This is a genomic window from Jiangella aurantiaca (assembly GCF_004349105.1).
GTDB lineage: Bacteria > Actinomycetota > Actinomycetes > Jiangellales > Jiangellaceae > Jiangella > Jiangella aurantiaca.
The window spans coordinates 1-16,630 of sequence record NZ_SMLB01000045.1 but is presented as its reverse complement, the minus strand read 5'-3'; the positions used below and the strand labels follow the sequence as shown (position 1 = coordinate 16,630).

The window sequence follows — 16,630 nt, the reverse complement described above, 5'->3', positions numbered from 1 at the left end:
GACCGCGACCCTGCCACACAAAGCAGGTCCACCCCTACTGAACCTGATCATTTAGAGGCATCGGACCAGGTGAGGGCGGTCCAGGCGTTGGTGCGCAGGATGGCCGACGTCGCGTCGGGACCGATGAGCGACTGCAGCCGCGGGACGAACGTCTCCCCCAACACGGCCATGCCGGGCCCGCCGCCGTACGCGCGCAGCTGCGACCGCCGCCCGACGTCCGTCCCCAGCAGCACCCTGTCGCTGTAGCCGTCGACCACCATGCGCTCGATCAGCTCGAGCAGCAGGGAGTCGGGCCGGTATTTGATCCGCCCGACGGTGTCGTACAGCAGGTAGGCGCCGCGCGCGGCCAGCTCGGCGTGCAGCCCCGGGTCTGGGTTGCGGTCGAGGTGCGCCAGCAGCACCCGGTTCGCCGGCACACCGTCGGCCGTGAGCAGGTCGAGCAACTCCGGTCCCATGGTGCCGATCTCGCAGTGGACGGCGACCGGCGCACCCGTCCGCCGCGCCGCCGACGCGCCGGCGGAGAGCCGCAGTCGTTCGGCCGCCGACAGGCGCTGGTACGACGCGCCGAGCTTGATGATCCCGGCCCGGTGCGACGACGGCGCCGGCACCGGCCCCTGCCAGTCGCGCTCGTCGATCCCGCTGGCGAGGTCCGCCAGCAGCACGTCCTCGAGCGCTGACGCCGGCTCGCGGTACACCCAGTGGCCCGGAGGGTAGTGCGCGTCGCGGTGGTAGCCGGTCGCGGCGACGACGTGCACGCCGGTGCGCCGGCTCACCTCCGCCAGCCCGGCGATCGAACGGCCAAGCCCCACCGGCGTCAGGTCGACGAGCGTGTCGATGCCGGCGGCCCGGACCGATGCGACCTCGGTGCTCATCGCCTCGACGTCGCCGAAGTCGTCGCCGGGCAGCGCCGGCGACCGCAGGAACAGGTGCTCGTGAGCGTCGACGGCGCCCAGCCCGGCCGGCTCGGCCGGGCCGAGCACCGTCATGACGAATCCGTTCACGGCACCAGCCTGTGCAGGACGGCGCCCTTCGACAGGTACAGAGCGCCGTCGTCACCCAGCACGACCGCCGACACGCCGTCGGTCACCGTCGTGACCGTGCCCGTGGCCACGTCGACGCGCAGCAGCCGGCCACCGACGACGGCGTACACCGTGCCGTCGGGCAGCACCGCGAGCCGCTGGCCCTCGGACCACACGTGGTCGACGTTCACCCAGTCCTCGGCCGGCACCGCGATCTCGCGCACCACCTGCCGCGTGACCACGTCCAGCTCGAACAGCCGACCCTGGGTCAGGCCCCATAGCGTGCCGGACGGCGACACCGCCAGCTCGGTCACCGCGGGCAGGCCCGGGTACGGCACGACCTCCCACAGCTTCGTGCGGGTGACCGGGTCGTACGCGAACACCCGGCCGTCATCGTCCGGCGGCACGATCCCGAGGCCCGCCCACTTCGACGTGCTCGCGTAGACGACGTCGCCGATCGCCACCGCGGACACGACGCTGCCGGTCCCGGCCACACCGCGGTCGACCGCCACGGAACCCGTCGCCGGGTCGTAGACGCTGATCGCGCCGGTGAGCTGCCCGTAGTCGGGCACCGTCCCGATGACCACTCGGCCGGCCGCGGCGGCCAGCGCCAGCGGCCGGTCCTGGCCGTGCGCGGCGAGGTTCGCGACGGGACCCGGGTTGGCGCCCCACGCGAACGCCTGCGCCGGGTCGTACCGCAGTACGGTTCCGGCGGGATAGGTGCCGAGGTACAGGTCGGACCCGACGGTGAGCATCTCGTCGGTCTGCCCGACGGTGCCGCGCGGCACCTGCTGCGTCGCCCCCGTCGCCGGGTCGAACGACGACAGCCCGCCGGAGCCGAGCCCGCCGGCCCAGACGCGCCCGTCCGGCCCGACGCCGAGCGAGCGGATGTGCACCGGCTCGCCCACGATGTCCAGTTGATCGACGCGGAACTCGCCCGTGCGCGGGTTGTACACCCAGAGCCGGCCGATGTAGTCCGTCATCACCAGCGACTCCCCCGGGTACCCGTCCTCCCGCATGTCGATCCAGGCGAACCCGCGCGAGGAGAACATCGAGGTGAACGCGTCGACGTCGCGGCCGCGCCCGGTGAGCGTGCTGAACGCCCGCAGCCGCCCGTTGGAGACGTAGTAGACCTCCTTGCGCATCGGCGACACCGGCGAGACGTCCAGCCCGGCGGCGACCCCGATCGGCGCCAGCCACCGCTGTCCCGCCAGGTCGTAACGGAGCATGGTGCGTGATGCGGTCAGGTGCACGTAGGCCACGTCGTCGCGGACGGTGACCTGGTTGACCTCGTGCTCGGCATCGTAGGGGGCCGGCAGCGGGATCGGCGTGACGGCACCGGAGTCGATGTCGACGCGGACCAGCCGGGCCCGCTGCGTGCCCAGCCCGGCGTAGACGGCGTCACCCCAGACGACGACGCTGCGGAGGTACTGCGAGTCGGGCGCGAGCTGGCCGTAGTCGCCGAACGCCCCGGTGTCCGGGTCGTAGGCGAACAGCTGCCCCGTCGGATAGCCGCCGAAGAACACCGTCCCGTCCGGGTGGATCCCCAGCCCGAACAGGTACGTGACGGCGGACGACGGCCGGCCGAGGTCGGTCAGCGTGTCCGTCGCGTAGTCGTAGGAGTAGAGCCGGCCCTGCTGGAACGTCGCGAGGTAGAGCGTGCCGTCGGGCGCGACGGCGAGGTCGCGTGAGCCGATGGCGCCGGGCAGCCGTACCGACCGGATCGACTCGCGGCTGCGGACGTCGATGACGTGCAGGCTGGTCGTCCCGGAGCCCAGCAGGACGGTGTAGATGACCGGCCGGCCGTCTGGCAGCGTGCCGTAGGTGACCTTGTCGATCGCGACGTTGGTGATCGGGACGCCGAGCTCGGTCAGCTCCGCGGCGGGTGCCGCGGTGGCGCTGCCGACCACCAGCGCGGCCGCGGCGGCGAGCGTCGCGACGCGGCGGATGAGACGTGGCATGGGTGGGGTTCTCCTCGGACTCAGGTGAAGACGAAGTGCCGGCCCTCGAGCGACTCCGAGACGCCGACCTGGCCGATCACGTCGTTGCTGGCGACCGCCTCGGCGGTGGTCTTGAGGATGATCTGGGCGTTGCTGGCCTGGGTCGTCGTGCCGACGGCGATCCCGGCGACGGTGGGCGCGCCGGATCCCGCGGTGTCGCACTCGATCAGCCGGACCGTGTACCGCTGGACGCTCGGCGCGGTCTCGGTCGGGGTCGCGATCAGCACGATCTCGACCTGCCAGGCGCCGGCCTGGTTCGGCGTCAGTGACTTCGTCATGACCGGCGCGGTCCCGACGTACACCCGCAGCGTCTTCGGGTTCGCGTTGTTCGTCGTCGTGCCGGTGAACGTCGTGCGCACCGCGGCGCCGGGCGTGTGCAGGTTGAACGCCGGGATCGCGTGCGTGTGCAGGTTGTCCTCGCCTGTGATGACGTTGCCGACGTCGGTCGTCGTGAACAGCGGCCGCAGGTGATGGCCCTGGTTCTGGTAGAGCGCGACCTTCGTGCCGCCGGTCTTCACCGGCGTCGTGCCCGCGGGCGCCCGGTTGTTGCGGGCGAAGCCGGACGCGTTGGTGTTGAGCAGGTCGATGAAGACCGCCGCGTGCCCTGGGTTCTCCGGCACGAGCACGTTGTTCTCGAGCCTCAGCACCCGGATCAGCGTGTTGTCGTAGATCTCGAGGTTGCTGAAGTTGTCGATGCGGGCGCACCGGGAGACGCCCATCGCACCCGGCGTGCGGGTGTAGACCTTGTTGCCGGACAGCTCGAGGAAGTCCTTCGCCGTCGAGCTGCCGCCTTGAAACCACAGGTCCTGCGGGTCGTCGACGGTGTTGCCGACGACGCGGTTGCGGTTGCCCTGGACGACGATGGCGCGGGAGAAGCCCTTGATGACGCAGTCGCGGATCTCGCTCTCGTTCTCCGACGGCGCGGCGTAGAAGCCCATGGTCTGGATGTCCTGGGGGGTGCCCGGCGACTCCGGGTTGTCGCGGATCGCGTGCTTGCGCCCGCCGACGATCGTCGTGGTGTCGACGACCACCTTGCCGAGCGGGCCGACCGTGTGCGAGACGCCGACCACGTATCCCGTAGCGTCGATGAAACTGCCGGAGAGGCGGACGGTGCCGGCCAGCGAGCCGGCGAAGTCGATGCAGTTGAGGTTCTGCTCCCCCACGTCGGTGTTGGAGCCGACGGGGACGAAGTCGGGGCCCGGGTAGCAGTGGATGTCGCGCAGGTCCCAGTTGCCGCCCTGGAACTTCATGCACCGACGGGTCTGCCCGTTGTAGAGGAAGTGGCAGCTCTCGAACGTGCCGTGCATCGTGGGCGTGGTCCGCTGGTCCAGTACGTGCACGAAGTCGTTGTCCTCGCCCTCGCCGCCGGACGCGGTGACGTTGCGCACCGTCACCCGCTCGCACTCGTAGACGAACAGGTGGTTGACCTTGCCGGCCTGGTTGGCGAAGACGCCGTCCTTGCGGCCGACGAAGTTTCGGCCCACGTAGCCGTCGATGATCACCTCGGCGACGTTCTTGACGGTGATGCCGAACGTGCCCAGCGACGTCGAGTTGCCGGCGAGGTCGAGGAAGCCCAGGTTCTCCATCCGGGTGTCGTACATGCGCAGCTCGCCGCCGTCGGACCGCCAGGCGCCCTCGGGGATGTTCCGCCCGTCGACGACCAGCCCGTACAGCCGGGTGTCGCAGTTCGTGGCCTGGTACCACTTCCCGGCCGGGCCGACGGCGTGCAGGCTCGCGTCCGGCTCGAGCAGCGTGCCCGGCATGAACCGGACGTTGATCGTCTCGCCGGTGATCGCCACCTGGCCGACGGTGTACGTGCCTGGTGGGACGACGATCTGCTTCCCGGCCGCCGCCACGACGTCGGCCACGAACGCGGCGGCGTTGGCGGCCCCGGTGTTCGCGGGGTCCATGGTGCTGAGGTACTCGCCCGTCGTCTCGAGCGCCCTGACCTTGGCCGCCGGAGCGATCGTAGCGGCACCGGCCGCGGCGGTCGCGGCGGTCGCGGTGGCGGCGGTGACCAGTGCGCGGCGGGTGAATGTGCTCATCGTGCCTCCCGGTTGTCTAGCGGTATAGACAGATAGACACTTGTGGCGGCACACTAGCCGCACGCCAGGAGACGGGTCAATGGTCCGGTTCGCGGCTGTTCGCGTTACTCCCGCTCAGCCGACCGCTCGAGGACGCGGCGGATTCGGACCATGAGCGCGGCCGACGGCGTGACTTTGCCGCTGGCATACGTCGACAACCGGGAAGCGGATGTGCCGATGCGCGAGGCGAACTCGGCCTGACTGAGCCCGGACTCGGCGATCACACGCCGGACCTCGGCTGCGACGTCGGCCTTTTCGCCCGCTTCGGCGCGCGCCCGGACTCGGCCGAGGACGACCTCCATGGCCTCACTGATCCCGTACGGACGGGAGTAGGTGAGGACCTCCTCGACCTGCCGGGCGACCCGTCCCCACGGATCGCGCTCCAGCTCGGCGACGACGCGCCGCCAGTCGTCGAGGTCGCCGCGTTCCAGAGCGGTCTGGATGGCCTCGGTCGGCCACGTCGCCACCGGGTCCTGCGGCGACACGGTCAGATTGCGGAATGCCAGGCCCATCGCCCTACACCTCCGCCTGCAGAATCTCGGCCGCGAGGTCCCGGCACACCGTCTGGACCTCGCGCCAATCCGTCCACCGCGACGCCAGGTTGCGGTAGCTGCCCAGCTGGCGAGTGACGGAGAGATCCTTCGGCCGCGGGTCGCCGAGCTGCCGAACGAGCTGGGCTGCGACGCCACGTCCGTCGCCGTGCTGATCCGCGTAGTACTCGTCGATTCGGGCCAGGATCCCGCCGGAATACGCCACGCCGTATCGATCCCCGAGTGCAGCTACGTCGAGGTAGTCCCTGGTCTGGTTGCGCCGGACGATGAGGAACGCCTTGATGCGCAAGGTCTCGTCGGCTGTCGGCACCCGCAGCACCCGCCCCGACTCGAGCACGACCTCGGCGGTCTCCAGCGGGCGCTTTCGAAGCATCTGCCGCACGCCCGCTTCGATATCGCCCAGTCGCCCGAGAATGATCTTTCCGGGCTGGACCCGATTGGTCACCCAGTCGCCCTCGGACTCCAGCGCCTCCAGCACGACGTCGAAACGATCCCGCAGATCCGCTACCACGTGGTCATGATCGAACGAGTCCCGATGTCCCGCGTAGAAGGCGGCAGCCGACCCGCCGACAAGTACCGCGTCCGGCACGAGTTGCTGCAACCGCGCTGCGGACTCCAGAACCGCCGTGAGCTCAGCACTCGGCGGGCCGCCCGGCCCAGGCACACCACCAGATGCACTGCCATCCACTCTGACACGTTATCACTTCAGATACGGCGGTGCCCCGCCCCTCACGCTCGAGGGACGGGGCACCGCCAGATGGATCCCCTAGGACAAGCTCGCCGGGCCTCCCGGTCCGCCGAACGGCCGCCGCCGGTGCGTGGCCGCCAGCACCAGGCCGCCGATCAGCAGGGCCATCCCGCCGGTGAGGAACCAGCCGGTGAGGCTGGTACCGGTGTCCGGCAGGTCCGGCCCGGGTTCCTCGTCCGGGGTGTGGTGCTCGGTCTGGCAGCCGGGGTTGCCGTCCGCTGCCGGGACACACACCGCGTTCTCGTCCGGGCTGGTCACCACGTTGCGCATGGTGGCGTCGGCCTTGTCGCCGACGGTCACCGAGTAGGTGATCGTCACGACCTGACCGACCTCGAGGTCACCGGTCCAGGTGAGCTGCTCGTCGTCCATGCTCACCTGTCCCGACGTCGCCGTGGCGTCGTCGTTCCAGTCCGCCACCTCGGCCACCTGGGAGAGATCGTCGACCACGATGGCGTCCTCGATCGGTGCGGCGCCGACGTGCTCGACGGTGACGGTGTAGGTCACCACCTCACCCTCCTCGACCTCCGACCCCGGCTCCGGGTCCGACGTCTTGGCGTAGGTGTACTCGCCCTGGTAGTGGTCGGTCGTGCAGCCCTCGTTGCCGTCCTCGGCCGGCACGCACACCCCCTCGCCGGTCGGGTCGGTCACGACGTTCACCAGCTCGTCGTCGCCCTCCCCGACCGCGTTGGCGGTCACCGAGTAGGTGAGCGTGACGACCTGGCCGACCTCGAGGTCACCGGTCCAGGTCAGCGTCTCCCCTTCGAACGACACCTCACCGGAATCCGCCGCGGCGTCGTCGTTGAACTCCGCGTCGTCCAGCACCGCGGACAGGTCGTCCTCGATGGTGGCTCCCTCGGCCGGCGCGGTACCGACGTGGCTGATGAGCACCGTGTAGGTGATCACACCGTCCTCGTCCACCACCGACCCCGGGACCGGGTCCGACGTCTTGGCGAAGGTGTACCCGCCGTTGATGTGCTCGGTGGTGCACGGCTCGGCCGGCACCTCCTCCTGCTCCTGCGCCGCCGGCCGCACCTGCGCCGCCGGCTGCACCTGCGCCTCCGGCTGCACCTCGCCCGGCACCTCGCCCGGCACCTCGGCCGGGACGCACTTGTCCGGGTCGTTCGGGGTGACCACGTTCTTCAGGAACCGGTCACCCTCACCGGTCACGGTGACGGAGTAGGTGACGGTGACGACCTCGCCGACCGCGAGCGGACCGGACCAGGCCAGCGTCGGCTCCTCATAGGTCGGCTCCGGACCGGCCGACGCCTCGGCGTCGTCGTTGAAGGTGGCGTCGTCGAGCACCTGGGTGAGGTCGTCGGCGAACCCGGCCTGCTCCACCGCGCCGGGCCCGACCTGCGTGACCGTCACGGTGTAGGTGATGGTGTCACCTTCCTCGACCTCCGACCCGGTGACCGGGTCCGAGGTCTTCATCACCTGGTAGTCCCCGAGGATGTGGGTGGTCTCGCAGTTCGGGTTCTCATCCGGCGCCGGCACACACACGCCTTCGAAGCAGTCCGGATCATCCTCCGGGCAGACCGAAGTGACGACGTTGTGCAGCTGGTCGTCGCCCTCGCCGATCGCGGTCGCCGTGACCGAGTAGGTCAGCGTGACCACGTCACCGACGGCCAGATCGCCGTCCCAGCGCAGCGTCGGCTCGGCGTAGGACACCGTCCCCGACGTCGCCGCGGCGTCATCGTTGAAGGTGGCGTCGTCCAGCACCGCCGTCAGGTCGTCCTCGACGAACGCACCGGCCACCGCACCCTCACCACGCTGCTCGATCAGCACCGAGTAGGTGACGACCTCACCGACCTTGACCGACGAGCCCGGCACCGGGTCCGCGGTCTTGGAGTACTCGTACCAGCCGACCAGGACCGGCGGCGGCTCGCACGGGTTCACCTCGCCCTCGGGCACGTCGTCCGGGCAGACCGGCGACCACACCGAGTTGTCCACGATGGTGTCGGCGCCGTCGGCCTCCAGAGTCGGGACGTCCTTGACCGTCACCGTGAACGTGATGGTCGCGACCTCGCCGACCGGGACCACGCCCTCCCACGAGAGCACGTCGCCCTCGACGGTCGCCGTGCCGATGTCCGCGGCCACATCGCCGTTGTAGACGGCATCGTCGAGCACCTCGGTCAGCGTGTCGGTGAACACGCCGGCCGCGGCCACCGGGCCCTCCTGGGTCACGGTGATCGTGTAGGTGATCGTGTCACCCGGCTTCACCGTCGACCCCGGAGCCGGGTCCGACGTCTTCGCCACCGCGTAGTCCGACACGTACAGCGGTGCCGACGTGCGCATCACCAGCTCGGTGTGCTCGGCCCGCGCTTGGGCCCGGTTGACGTAGACGTCCTGCGGCTGCGCGCCCTCGGTCTCGATGAGGACCTGGAACGCGAACGTCCCACCGGAGCGCAGCTCGCCGCCGATGACGCGGATCGCCGTCGGGTTCTCCGGCCGCGTCGTGCTCCATAGCTCCGACGGAGCACCCGGCGCACCGTTGGCGTCGGCCGCCGGGTCGTCGGACAGCGTCGCCGGGTCGGCGGCGGTGTAGTACACCGTCGCCCCGTCCGGCACGACCACGTCGGACAGCGTGTAGGTGCCGTGGTAGTCGGTTCCGCGCTGGTCACCGATGTAGGGCAGGATGTCGATGGTGTCGGTGAACGCCTGAGGTGTCGGGTCCTCAGACGTGATTGCGACGGTCCACGAACCGGTCCCGACGCCCTCTTCGTTGACGTACGGGACGTACTCCGGGTCGGCCGTCTTGAGGATCATCGTGTGGCCGTTGGTGGTGGTCGTCACCGTCTCCTCGACGGGCGTCGACTCCTCACCGGCCAGGCTCGATTGCGCCGTGTTGGTCAACGGCGTGCCAGGCGGGATGCCGTCCTCGACGATCGCCTGGTAGGTGAGGGTGTGCTCCTCGTTGGTGGCCACGCCGTCCAGCGTCCAGGTCAGGACCTGCCGGCCCTGATCGTCGAGGGAGACGACCGGCGCGGGGTCGGCCGAGTTCTCCACGTAGGTCATGCCCAGCGGCAGTGTGTCCACGATCTGGTAGTCGTCCACCGTCGGCGGGACAAGGCCCGCGCCGGTGGCCGAGTACGTCAGCGTGAAGTCGGCCGCGACCCCCGGCGTCAGCGTCGCTTCGGCGGCCTCCTTCTCGATGTACGGATCGGCGAGGACGACCCGCACGACGTCGCGGCGCCCGTTGGTGTGTGGGTAGTCGAAGCCAGGCGTCGGCGCCCATACCTGTTGCGTGGCCCAGGGCTCGCCGATGCCATACACGACCCCATTGCGCAGTGACGAGCCGAACATCCAGATGTCCTCACCCACCGGCGCGTCGTCGTTGATCTGCGTGTACCAGTTGAGCTGGATGCCATCGACGCCTTCCTGGCGGGGGAGGTCGTGCGGATAGCGGATCCGCACCGCGGTCACGGTCCCGATGTCAGCGGGAGGTGTCGTCGACCAGCCACCACCGGTGAAGCAGTTGAACTGGTCAGGGTCGCCTACGCCACCGGTGTGATACTCGATCGGCGGTGGGTTGTCCAGGGGCTGCCCGCTCTGGTCCGGCCAGCCCGGGTTGCCCTGGCGGATCAGGCCACGGATCTGCGCGAACGGCGCGTCGGCCGGGGGCGCCACGGCCTTCGCATACTGCGTGTCGAACACCAGGCAGCTGCCGTACGGAGCATTCGGCTCCACCTGGTCGCCGTCCCAGACGGAGTTGACCCACTGCATCACCGTGGTGTCGGCCGGGACCCGATAGGTGTTGTCGTTGGGCGTCCCGCCGGAGTTGGTGTAGGGCCGCCAGTATCCCGCCCGGAACCCGCCGGGCAAGGTGTAGATCTTGTTCGAGGCGTTGTTGGGGAGGGTTTCGGTGTACGTCTGCCCGGTCGGCGCCGTGTACGTCGGCTGGTTCCGCATCGAGAGGTTGATCGACCCGGCTGAGTCGGTGCGCACCCGGAACCACACCGAGCCGCTCGCCACGTAGTTCCAGTTCGGTGGCAGGGGGTTGCCGGTGGAGTCCCGTTCGGGTGCGTTGAGCAGGTCGTAGTTGATCCCCGCCAGGGTGAGGTCGAACACGCCTGGGCTGACCTCGGTCAGCGTGCAGCTCTCGACGAATTGGGTGCTTTGCGGATGCCCGGGGGCGTGTGACCACGGATGTCCATCGGCCTGCGCGAAGTCGAATTCCGTGCAGCCTTGGAGGCCCCAGTTGTCTTCTTGACCGGCGTTCGAGGGATGGAAGCCGACCTCCACCGGGGAGCCGTCCGTCGTCCCGACGTTCAGCCGGTACGTGACCGTGTCGGGTCCCGGGTCGGAGCCCTCCCCCAGGCGCAGCGACCACTGCAGATCGACATCGACATAGTGCGGGTCGTAGGGGTCATCCCACAACTCGTAGTCGCTGATCCCAGTCCACTGGAGGTCCATCACGAACGGGTTGACGATCTCGATCGGCGGCAGCTCGACGGTTTCGCCGCCAGGGCTCGTACCGTCCAGCACGATCTCCTCACCGGTGATGCCGTTGGCGACCACGGGGGTCTGCACGACGATCGCCGTACCCATGTTGACCGTGCCGAAGTTGCACGTCAGCGTCATCCCGTCCTCGGAGATGCTCGACGGCGGCTCCACGTCGGTGGTCTTGCACAGGTCGGGGATCTCGTCGAAGAACGCCTTCTCCACTGTGAACGTGGCGGTGACATTGTCCACCGGCTCGTTGCTCGGCGGCTCGTCGGCGTCGTTGACGTTGAAACGCCACTCGGCGACCACCGGCTCTCCGCGCTCGACCGACGCCGGCTGATCCACCCATCTGCCGTCGATCTCGTACTCCGGTGTCGCCGCGGACGCTGGTGCGGCGCCGCTGAGAATCACCATGAAGCTCGCCATCAGCGCCAGCACGATGCTGATCGCCATCGGCTTGCGTACTGAGTTCACTCGGGCTGATCGACGACGCTGCAGGAGCTGTCCGCCACTCATCCGGCTTCCCCCTATCCACCCTGCACTTGTGTTACTGGGACCTTCGGGAGCCCATCCGGCCACGACGGGGGTCGTGCGGATAGGTCCTGCAATAGGTGTGGCGAAAACGGGGCCCCGCAGCACGCGGCTAAACCTAATGTGATGCAGATCACATGAATGCATCGCGACAATGTCGGACATTCTCGACTGTTGATCAACGGGCAGCTCGCGCGCCCAGCAGCACGCCGCAACGACCGCTACTCTGACGGACGATTTAGTGTTGTCTGCCCGGATTCGAGGGTGAACCTAGGTGGCCCCGTGCGGTTTTCACGGATGCGGCTACGTGCCTTGCGCCGGAACGGTCATTCTCATGCTCAGTGGATCGGACGCTGATGACCGCTCCGATTACGTCCGCCGCGTGAGGAACGGCGACGACGACGCCTTCGCAGCTCTCTACCGCACGGTCGCCCCGCGGGCGCGCCGCACCGCATACCGCATCGTCCAGAACGCCGACATCGCCGCCGATCTCGCCCAGGAGGCCTTCTGTATCGCCCTCGAGGCGCTGCGCACAGGACGCGGCCCGGACGGGTCGTTCACCGGGTACGTGCTGGCCATCACGAAGCGACTGGCCTATCGGTACTGCGCCCTTGCCCGCCGCACCGTTCCATTGGACGAGGCCGAGTGGGAGCAGCGGCCCTCCGACACTCCGTTGCCCGACCCCGCCGCCGGTGCCGCGGCCGCCCTGGCCACCCTGCCGCCGCGCTGGCGCGACGTCCTGTGGCTCATCGAGGTCGACCGGTACTCGCCCGCCGAATTGGCCGCCCCGATGCAGATGTCACCGAACGCCGTCTCCAGCCTCGCCAGCCGCGCCCGCCGCGCACTGCGCCTTGCATACGCCGCCGCAGGCTAGAACATCACGGTGGCGTGATCAGCTCCAGCCGGGGGAAGTACGTGCGGTAGCGCTTGGTGTCTCGAGTGAGCAGGCGGTATGACTGGACGGCCGCGTGGGCGCCGATGTAGAAGTCCGGCAGCGGAGATCGCTTCTGGCCGCCTCGTCGCCGATACGCCAGAAAGGCCTTGCCTGCGAGGAATCCTGCCTCGTAGGGCAGTGGTTCCCGTTCGTAATCGCCGTTCGGGAGAACCCGGTCGAGTTCCTCGACGGTGTCGTAGCCGATCGACACCTCGGCATAGACGACGGGGTTGATGACGACCCGGCCGGAATCGAGCGCCTGCGTCAGCGCGTTTTCGGACCACTCGCCCCAGCGTGGATCGTCAGTGGCGATGTCGAGCAGGACACAGGAGTCGACCAGGGTGACGGGCGCGGCGGATGCCGGTTCCACCAGGCGCAGCGCGGCCTCACTCATCGCGGAGGAGGGCCATGATCTCGTCCGTGCTCATCCCGGTGCTCGCCGTGGCCCGCAAGCGGCGGGCCGCACGTGCACCTCGGGACGGCGCATCCGCGCGACGGACGATCTGCAAGGCTCCGCCGGACTCAACGACGTCCACTTCGTCACCTTCGCGCAGTCCGTACTTCCTGCGGAGCTCGGCTGGGACGGTGACCTGGCCCTTGCTGTTGAGTCGCATGGCGCCCTCCCAACCCCGACACGTATTACATCTACAACGTATCACGTGCCGCTCGGAATTCTTCGCGCGCCACCGAGCAGTACCTCCGCCACCTGTGCGGGTCGACGAGCGTCACCGGCTGAGGCGTCGCGGACTCGACCAGGCGCGGGGGACGCATCACCCGTCGCAGGAACGCCGCGATTTCGGCGGTGCTCATGCCGGTCGATGCGGGGGAGCAAGCGGGAGCGGGTCCGTGACGTCAGCGCCGGTATCGCGACGCCTGGCCGGCCTGGCCGAACAGCACCATCCGCTCCTCCAGCAGCCGCTGCGCCGACTCCCGACCCGCGGCCAGGTAGACCGCCGGGTCGACGGAGACGGGGTCGGCGGCCAGCGCCTCCCGCACGCCGGCCGTGAACGCGAGGTAGTGGTCCATCCCCTGGTTGATCTTGCGGATCCCCAGCTTCACCGCCCGCACCTTCTCCTCGTCCGCCACACCCCACGACTCCGGCACGCGGCCACCACACGCGTTGACCCGCGCACGCAGCGAAGCCGGGAGCGACGACGACCCGTGCAGGACGAGGTGGGTGCCGGGCACGAGCGCGGCGATCTCAGCGACGAGGTCCAGCCGCAGCACCGAGCCGTCCGGCGGGGTGTCGAACTTGTAGGCGCCGTGCGACGTGCCGATCGCGACGGCGAGCGCGTCGACGCCGGTGGCCGCGACAAATGAGGCCGCCTGGGCGGGATCGGCGAGCACGATCTCCGCCCGGACCGTCCCGTCCTTCGAGCCGCCGATCGTCCCCAGCTCCCCCTCCACCGACACCCCCCGCTCATGCGCGTACGCGACCACGCGGCGGGTCACCGCGACGTTCTGCTCGAACGACGCGGGCCGCCCGGCACCGTCCAGCGACCCGTCGATCATCACGCTCGTGAACCCGGCCGAGATCGCCCGCGCACAGGTCTCGTACGACGGCCCGTGGTCCAGGTGCAGCGCGACCGGCACCTCCGGGTAGCCGTCGATCAGTTCCAGCAGCAGTGCCCAGAACGTCTCGTCGGAGCAGTGCGGATGAGCGCCGGCGAGGGTCTCGACGATGACCGGCGACTCGGTCGCGCGGGCGGCGTCGAGGACGGCCTGCGCCATGGTGAGGTCGGCGACGTTGAAGGCGCCCACGCCGAATCCGGCGCCGGCGGCGACGTCGAGCAGGGTACGGTTCGTGACGAGCGTCATGGCAGCTCCGGTGGCATCATTCGGGACATCCGCGGGAGGAGACAGGGGCGGTGCAGTGGACGGTCCGCACGTGACGGCGGCCGGCGGGCGCACGGTGCGTCTGGCCGACATCGCCACCCGCGCCGGCGTGTCCGTCAAGACCGTGTCGCGCGTCATCAACGCCGAGCCGCACGTCGCCGCCGCCACCCGGCAGGCGGTCGAGGCCGCCATCGAGGAGCTCGGCGCCGGCGGCGACAGCCGGCCGCGTGGCCGCAAGCGCCGCACCGGCGTCGTCGGCCTGATCTTCCCGGACGTGCGCAACGACTACTTCGCCGCGGTCAGCCGGGCGCTGCAGGAGCGGCTGGCGACCGTCAGCCCGACGCTCGTGTCCAGCGACTCCGACGACGACCTGCACATCGAGGACGAGATCCTGCAGGCCTACCGCCGGCTCGAGGTCGACGGCCTGGTGATCTTCCCGACCGGTGCGCCGGGCCTGCCGGAGTTCGCCCGGCAGATCCCGACGGTCGTCGTCGACCGGACGGTGCCGTCGGTGCGCGGGCTGGTCGACCACGTGCTGCCTGACAGCCGGCGGGCGGCGGAGTCGCTGACCCTGCACATGATCGAGCAGCACCACGTGCAGCGGGTCTGCCTGGTCGCCGGCAACCTCGGGGTGTCGACGCTGCGCAACCGGCACACCGCGTTCCACCGGGTGGTCGGCCGCACCGGGACGGAGAACCACGTGCTGGCCGGCCTCACCACCGCCGAGGAGGCCGAGACCGCCGCGTACGCTCTGTTCCGCACGCTGGAGCCGCCGTTCGGGGTGCTGTCGACGAACAGCCTGATGTTCTGGGGCGTGCTGTCGGCGGCGGTCCGGCTGGGGCTGAAGATCCCGTCCGACATCGTGCTGACGACGTTCGACCAGATCCCCGGCGTGGGCACGACGGGCATCGTCCCGACCAACGCGGTGGCGCCGGCGACCACGCTGGCGGCGCGGGTCGTGCAGCTGCTCACCGAGCGGATCAACAACCCGGGGCTGCCGCCGCGGCTGCTCGAGATCGACTACGACATCGCCTACGGCACCACCTGCGGCTGCATCCCGCTCGACGCCGCCCGCAACGTGCTCGGCTGAGCGCGCCGCAGTCACAGCGTGTGGGTGAGGCCGAGCGAGGCGTAGTCCAGCACGATCGGGTCGGACGTGATCGCCCGGGCGTGCGCGAGCACCTTCGCCGCGCTCTCCACCGCCACCGTCGTCTTGAACGCGTCACGCAGGTTCGGCCCGACGGTGAGCAGCCCGTGGTTGGCCCATACGACGGCGTTGCGGTCGGTCAGGTACTCCGCCATCCGCTCGCCGAACTCGGTGGAGTTGCTCAGCGCGAACGGCATGACCGGCACGTCACCCTTGGTGTAGATCACCATGTTCACCAGCGCGCCGCGGATCGGCTCGCCGAGCACACCGAACACGTTGGCGAACGTCGGCTCGGTGTGCACGATCGCCTGCACGTCCGGCCGGGCCGCGTACACCGCCAGGTGCACGGTGACCTCCGACGACGGCTGCAGGCGCCCTTCGACGACGTTCGCGTCCTCGTCGACGACGACGACGTCGTCCGGGCTCATCCGGTCGTACTCGAGGTCGGTCGGGGTGATGAGGAACGTCGACGTGCCGGGGATGCGGATGCTGATGTTGCCCTGGGTGTTGAAGTTCAGGCCCAGCTGGACCGACTCCAGGCAGTAGGCGAGCACGCTCTCCCGGGCGGCCTTCAGGTCGAACGTGTCGAGCGTGGTCATGCGATCTCCTCCAGGGCGGTGAACGAGGCGTTGACAGTCCGCAGCAGCGGGTAGAGGCTGCCGAAGGTCTCGCGCTGGCGGGTGTACCAGGCGGCGTACTCGGGTTCGGGCTCGGCGTCGTGCAGGACGGGCGGCGCGGGCAGCGCGCCGACGCCATCGTGGACGCCGACGCCGGCGGCGGCCAGCAGGGCGGCGCCGCGGCTGGACGCCTCCGTGGTGACGGCGCGCAGCCGCAGGCCGGCGGCGTCGGCCCGGGCCTGGAGCGCGCTGTGATTGGCCGAGCCGCCGCCGGCGGCGTACACGTCGGTGCCGGCGATCCCGCGCTCGGCCAGCGCGGCCCGGATCTTCGCCAGCTCGTACCCGGACGCCTCGACGAACGCGCGCGCGACCTGCGCCGTCGTCGTCTCCAGCGTCAGCCCGAGCAACGCGCCGCGGGCCCGCGGGTCGTTGTCGAGCGTGCCGGACCCGGCCAGGTACGGCAGCACCAGCAGCGCCGGCGGCGGGGTCGCCGTCAGGTCGAACAGCGATGCCCACGGGTCGACGCGGTCGTGGCGCACCAGCGAGGCGAACCAGTCCAGCGCCCAGCCGCCCGCCGCGGTCCCGGCCAGCGTGACCCACAGTCCCGGCCCGACGGGGTACGTCGCCAGCCCGGTGCCGAGCAGCGTCCCGGGCCGCCGCGCCGTCCCCACGGTGAGGCAGTCGCTGGAGCCGAAGGAGAACACCGACCGCTCCCCCACC

General features: G+C 70.1%; 13 protein-coding genes. 2 read left to right on the top strand and 11 right to left on the bottom strand.

What is annotated here, in order from left to right; translation table 11 throughout:
• Window positions 1-47: 47 nt before the first annotated feature.
• The 6 genes from E1262_RS23590 to E1262_RS23565 form a co-directional block, all read right to left on the bottom strand.
• Window positions 48-1,001: a phosphotriesterase family protein gene (locus tag E1262_RS23590; RefSeq protein WP_203454278.1), complete on the bottom strand. Its 954-nt coding sequence runs from the start codon at window positions 999-1,001 to the stop codon at window positions 48-50.
• The gene (locus tag E1262_RS23585; protein WP_132106223.1) at window positions 998-2,980 is read right to left on the bottom strand and encodes an NHL repeat-containing protein; all 1,983 of its coding nucleotides are present in this window, start codon (window positions 2,978-2,980) and stop codon (window positions 998-1,000) included. Before E1262_RS23585 ends, E1262_RS23590 begins: the two co-directional genes overlap by 4 nt.
• Before the next feature lie 20 nt (window positions 2,981-3,000).
• Window positions 3,001-5,064: a hypothetical protein gene (locus E1262_RS23580; protein WP_132106221.1), complete on the bottom strand. Its 2,064-nt coding sequence runs from the start codon at window positions 5,062-5,064 to the stop codon at window positions 3,001-3,003.
• A gap of 104 nt (window positions 5,065-5,168) precedes the next feature.
• A complete protein-coding gene (locus tag E1262_RS23575; RefSeq protein ID WP_132106219.1) occupies window positions 5,169-5,615 on the bottom strand; it encodes a helix-turn-helix domain-containing protein in 447 nt (148 codons plus the stop codon).
• Between the two features lie 4 nt (window positions 5,616-5,619).
• Window positions 5,620-6,342: a hypothetical protein gene (locus E1262_RS23570; RefSeq protein WP_203454277.1), complete on the bottom strand. Its 723-nt coding sequence runs from the start codon at window positions 6,340-6,342 to the stop codon at window positions 5,620-5,622.
• 78 nt (window positions 6,343-6,420) lie between these two features.
• Window positions 6,421-11,298 (bottom strand): DUF7927 domain-containing protein, encoded by a 4,878-nt coding sequence (locus E1262_RS23565; RefSeq protein WP_132106217.1) that lies wholly within the window; start codon window positions 11,296-11,298, stop codon window positions 6,421-6,423.
• Window positions 11,299-11,758: 460 nt separating this feature from the next.
• Here E1262_RS23565 and E1262_RS23560 point away from each other — a divergent pair, with 460 nt between their 5' ends.
• Window positions 11,759-12,250, top strand: a complete 492-nt coding sequence (locus E1262_RS23560; RefSeq protein ID WP_162606045.1) for an RNA polymerase sigma factor — start codon at window positions 11,759-11,761, stop codon at window positions 12,248-12,250.
• Between the two features lie 4 nt (window positions 12,251-12,254).
• On the opposite strand, the gene E1262_RS23555 is transcribed toward E1262_RS23560, so the two are convergent.
• From E1262_RS23555 to E1262_RS23545, 3 genes are all read right to left on the bottom strand, one after another.
• Window positions 12,255-12,704 carry a type II toxin-antitoxin system VapC family toxin gene (locus E1262_RS23555; RefSeq protein WP_132106213.1) on the bottom strand — a complete coding sequence of 150 codons (450 nt, stop codon included), beginning with the start codon at window positions 12,702-12,704 and terminating at the stop codon, window positions 12,255-12,257.
• Window positions 12,697-12,924, bottom strand: coding sequence for an AbrB/MazE/SpoVT family DNA-binding domain-containing protein (locus tag E1262_RS23550; protein WP_132106211.1), 228 nt, complete (start codon window positions 12,922-12,924; stop codon window positions 12,697-12,699). The genes E1262_RS23555 and E1262_RS23550 overlap by 8 nt, the downstream gene beginning before the upstream one ends.
• A 238-nt stretch (window positions 12,925-13,162) precedes the next feature.
• Window positions 13,163-14,128, bottom strand: a complete 966-nt coding sequence (locus E1262_RS23545) for a ketose-bisphosphate aldolase (RefSeq protein WP_132106210.1) — start codon at window positions 14,126-14,128, stop codon at window positions 13,163-13,165.
• A 55-nt stretch (window positions 14,129-14,183) separates the two neighbouring features.
• Between E1262_RS23545 and E1262_RS23540 the strand changes: the two genes are divergently transcribed.
• The gene (locus tag E1262_RS23540; protein ID WP_162606044.1) at window positions 14,184-15,236 is read left to right on the top strand and encodes a LacI family DNA-binding transcriptional regulator; all 1,053 of its coding nucleotides are present in this window, start codon (window positions 14,184-14,186) and stop codon (window positions 15,234-15,236) included.
• 11 nt (window positions 15,237-15,247) lie between these two features.
• On the opposite strand, the gene E1262_RS23535 is transcribed toward E1262_RS23540, so the two are convergent.
• Together E1262_RS23535 and E1262_RS23530 are read right to left on the bottom strand one after the other, a co-directional pair.
• Window positions 15,248-15,892 (bottom strand): class II aldolase/adducin family protein, encoded by a 645-nt coding sequence (locus E1262_RS23535; protein ID WP_132106206.1) that lies wholly within the window; start codon window positions 15,890-15,892, stop codon window positions 15,248-15,250.
• On the bottom strand, window positions 15,889-16,630 hold a 742-nt coding region (locus E1262_RS23530; protein ID WP_238993028.1), incomplete at its 5' end, for an FGGY-family carbohydrate kinase. The genes E1262_RS23530 and E1262_RS23535, both read right to left, overlap by 4 nt.